The 4,024-nt window shown below is 71.2% G+C and carries 3 protein-coding genes; 2 read left to right on the top strand and 1 reads right to left on the bottom strand.

The genetic code is table 11. The features are described 5' to 3' along the window. Positions 1-529: 529 nt before the first annotated feature. Entirely contained in the window at positions 530-886 is a 357-nt protein-coding gene (locus ACYC1Z_RS14490; RefSeq protein ID WP_461410225.1) for a nucleotide pyrophosphohydrolase, read from the top strand. A gap of 55 nt (positions 887-941) precedes the next feature. Here the strand turns inward: ACYC1Z_RS14490 and ACYC1Z_RS14485 are convergent, their stop codons facing one another. Further along, on the bottom strand, positions 942-1,685 hold the full coding sequence (locus tag ACYC1Z_RS14485) for a Gmad2 immunoglobulin-like domain-containing protein (RefSeq protein WP_461410224.1): 744 nt from the start codon (positions 1,683-1,685) through the stop codon (positions 942-944). Between the two features lie 625 nt (positions 1,686-2,310). On the opposite strand from ACYC1Z_RS14485, the gene ACYC1Z_RS14480 reads away from it, so the two are divergent. Continuing rightward, positions 2,311-3,648: an MFS transporter gene (locus ACYC1Z_RS14480; RefSeq protein WP_461410223.1), complete on the top strand. Its 1,338-nt coding sequence runs from the start codon at positions 2,311-2,313 to the stop codon at positions 3,646-3,648. Positions 3,649-4,024 lie beyond the last annotated feature (376 nt).

The raw sequence follows: 4,024 nt of genomic DNA, 5'->3' as shown, positions 1-4,024 counted from the left end.
CCCAAAAAAGCCACAACAAAACCACGACCAAAAAAGGGGCTACCCGCGGAACCGGCCACCACAGTGTCCGTACCTCCCAAGCGGGCCAGATGAACGTTAGTGATCGCTCGGCCCCCACGCAAACTGGATGGTAGTGAGCCGCGTCACGCCATGTCGGGGCCGAGCGCAATGCCTCAGGCCCAGCGTGCCCACCCGGGGTCGGAGGTGGCCATGGTTCCCTGTCCACACGGCCGGCGCCGCAGCGACCGCGCGCCACCGCACCGTCCGACTGACCTCCTGCCCGCCACCGCACCGCCCGCCCGCCCGCCACGGCACCGTCCGGCCGCCCGCCACGGCACCGTCCGACCGCCTGCCACGACGCTGTCCGACCGGCCGCCCGCTCGTCACCGCACTGTCCTGGCGCGCTGCGCGGCAGAGAAGGGCTCCGGGGCGGAACCGGCCAGCCTCGGTTGATCCACGGCTGCAGCAGCTGGCTTACGCGGCACGCCGCGTTGTGCGGCGCTCCCCCACAGTGCGGTAGACCTTGGTCATGGACCTCCACGACGTGCAGCAGCGCCTGCGGACCTTCACGGAGGAGCGTGACTGGGCCAAGTTCCACAGTCCTCGCAACCTGACGCTCGCGCTCGTGGGCGAGGTGGGCGAACTGGCGGAGCTCGTGCAGTGGCGCACCGACGACGAGGTGCGTGCACTGGCTGAGGACAACGCCGGCCGTGAGGCACTGGGCGATGAACTGGCCGATATCTTCACGTACGTCCTCGAGCTCGCCGATGCCCTCGGCGTCGACCTCGACGGGGCCGTCCACGCGAAGATCACGAAGAACACAGCCAAGTACCCGGTGGAGCTCGCTCGCGGTTCGAACAGGAAGTACACCGAGTTTCAGCCATGACCAGCCGCGGGCGCTCGGAGTTCCACCGCCCACGGCAGCGGTACCTGAGGGCGCCTCAGTGCACCGTGATCGTGCGCGTGTCCGTCATCGGCGTGCCACCGGCGCCGTCGGACGGGTCATCCTCGGTGATCTCCACCGTGTAGGTCCCGGGTTCGAGGTCCACGGTGAAGGAGTACGGCGCAAAGGTCTGCCCCTCCGCCGTCATGGTGAAGCCCGACGCCGCCTCCGAACCGTTCCCATCAAGCACCGTCCACGGCAGGTTCGCCTCGAACACCGCAGCATCGCCGGCAACGGTCACCGGCGAGTCGACCTCGGCCCCCTCCGCCGGCTCGTCGATCTGGACGAGCATCCGCACGTCGAGTGGGTCGGCGGCGGAGACCGGCCCGTCCCACGTGACGGCGCCCCAGAGCTCCCCGGCGGGCTCCCCATCGATGGTGAGCTCGACCGGTAGATCCGCGCCGGCAGTACCGATGGCACCAGCGGCACCAGCGGCACCAGCGGCACCAGCGGCACCAGCGGCCGTGTACACAAGCTGCTGGATCATCAGTGCGGCCCCCTCGGAGCCGACCCCGGCCGTCCGGGCGTCCTCGGACAGGTCGACCGTGACGACGTCGTCCCCCACCTCGACGCCGAGCACCTCGGTGGCCGCGTTCCAGGTGGTGGCGTAGTCGGGGTCGGCCGCCCCGGCGATCATCGCCTCCACGGCAGCGGTCACGGGATCGCCCGTGATCTCGTGCTGCTCCCGCGCCAGGCGCAGGCCGGCCCGGGTGTCCACGACGAAGTAGACCGGAACAGCCACGTTCTCGGACGTCGTCGTCCCACTGGGTCCGGGTGTGGGCTCCGCGGTCGAAGGCGTCTCGCTCGACGTCGGCCCCGACGTCGGTTCCTCGACGGGTGGTTCCGTCCCACCGCAGGCAGCGACAACACCAACCACTGCGCCGACGAGCACGGGCAGGCGCCAGCCACGCCCAGGCTCTCGACCCCACCCCTTGACGGTCATGGCCGACCTCCTCGTCGCCCGTCCGGCGTGCACGTGCCGGTACTCACGAGTGTGGCAGCGCTGCCGCCAGTGGCCCAGATGTCCCACGGCATCGTGCCCAAGTTGTAGCCGACGGCGTGTACCCAAAGTGCAGCCCGGGGCGTGTACCCAAAGTGCAGCCCGTGACGTTGCCGAGTACGCCCGCGGCACCGGGCCCGGGCCCCCTTCGCCGAGGCGCGCCGTCGTATGCCGACCGCACCCCGACCCGACGCACCCGACGCACCCGACGCACCCGACGCAACAGGACAGTCCGTGCGGCGTCGACGCCAGGCCCGGCCGCCGGGCCTGGCGTACGGTTTGAGAGCACCGCCCGCCCGGGGCGCCGACGCCAGCACCGCGGGCACCTGATCCCGGGTGCGTGAAACCCGAGTCAGGAGCTTGCCCGATGAGTTCGTTCGCACGTGACCGCGGCCTCCCACGGGGCCTGCTCCTGGCGGGGATCCTGGTGATGGCGGCCAACCTCCGCCCCGTCATCACCGCCGTCGGGCCCGTGCTCCCGCTGATCGGGAACGAACTCGGGCTCTCAGCCTCGGCGCTCGGCACGCTCGCCGCAGTGCCGATCGTCGCGTTCGGCGTGGTCTCGCCCATCGTCCACTCCCTCGGCCGACGGTTCGGCGTCGAGCAGACGGTGCTGGTCGCGCTGATCCTGCTGGCTGCGGGCACGGTCATCCGGTCCCTCCCGGGTCAGTCGGTGACGCTGTGGGTGGGGACCGCACTGATCGGGGCGACCGTCGCCGTCGGGAACGTCCTGATGCCGGTCGTGGTGAAGCGGGACTTCCCCATGCATCTCACCGGCGCCACGGCCGGGTACACGGCGGCTCAGTCGGTGTTCGCGGCGCTGGCTTCCGGCCTGGCGGTGCCCATCGCCACCGCGTGGGGGTCCTGGCGCCTGGCGCTGGGCGTCTGGGCCCTGCTCATGGTGGTTGCGCTCGTGCTGTGGCTCCCCCGCCTCGGCCGGCCGGGCCGACGACCGGCGCCCATTCTGGGTTCGGACGCTCCAGGGTTCGACGCTCCGCCGTCGAACCTTCCGCCGTCAAACGCTGGGCCCATCCACCTCCCACGAGTGACCGAGCCGTCGCCGCTCTCGACAACCACGCCGACGACGGGTGCCCCACCGGTCGGCGGACCGCCCCACTCGCAGTCGCCGCCCGTGTCGGTGTGGCGCTCGGGCCTGGCGTGGCAGGTGGCGGCATTCATGGGACTGCAGTCCATGATCTTCTACACACTCGTGAACTGGCTGCCGACCATGGAGCAGGACCTCGGGGTCGACCCCGCCACCGCCGGCTGGCACCTCTTCCTCTTCCAGGCGGTGGGCATCGTCTCCAACCTCGCGGCGCCGTCGCTGATGCGCATCGGCGGGAACCAGCGCTTCGCCGCGGTCACCGTGCCCTCGTGCACCTTCGTCGCCGTGGTCGGTATGACGCTGCTGCCCTCCCTCCTACCGCTCTGGATCGTGCTCGTCGGCCTGGGCACCGGCGGCGCGTTCGTCATCGCCCTCTCGCTCGTGGGGCTGCGCTCCGCGGACCCGGCGACGACGAGCAAGCTCTCCTCCATGTCCCAGTCCGTGGGCTATCTGCTGGCCGCGGCCGGCCTGATGGCCGCCGGGGCACTGCGCGACCTCACCGGCCCCGGGCCGCTGCTGTTCGTCGGCATCGGCGCCGTCGCCGCCCTCCAGGTCCTGACGGGCTCACGGGTGGGTCGCAACCGCGTCATCCGGGCCTGAGCCGTCCCGGCTACGGCCGCTTCGACCTCTCCACCGAGGGCGCCCGGGCGCAGATCCACGACCACCCGCTCGCGTCGGGCCTCACGCACTTCCAGCAGTGCGGCACCGGCGCCATGCCCGAGGACAACAACCGGTTCCGGGTCCTCCCCCTGCTCGGACCGCCGGCCCTCAGGCACATCGAACCGTCCCGCAACGACGGCGAGGACCACCTGCTGCGCGGCGGGAAGCACCCCATCAGCCACACCCACGAGCTCACGTTCGGGTCAGCCACACCCACGAGCTCACGTTCGGGTCAGCCACACCCACGAGCTCACGTTCGGGTCAGCCACACCCACCCCTCTGTGCCAACCTTGAGTAAGACACCCGGACAGTCCGG

The organism is Georgenia sp. (assembly GCF_054605595.1).
This window is presented reverse-complemented; position numbering and strand designations above follow the sequence as displayed.

Excerpts from the sequence above, each read along its gene's own strand:
- ACYC1Z_RS14490 (WP_461410225.1), top strand. The coding sequence starts at position 530 with ATGGACCTCCACGACGTGCAGCAGCGCCTGCGGACCTTCACGGAGGAG.
- ACYC1Z_RS14480 (WP_461410223.1), top strand. The coding sequence starts at position 2,311 with ATGAGTTCGTTCGCACGTGACCGCGGCCTCCCACGGGGCCTGCTCCTG.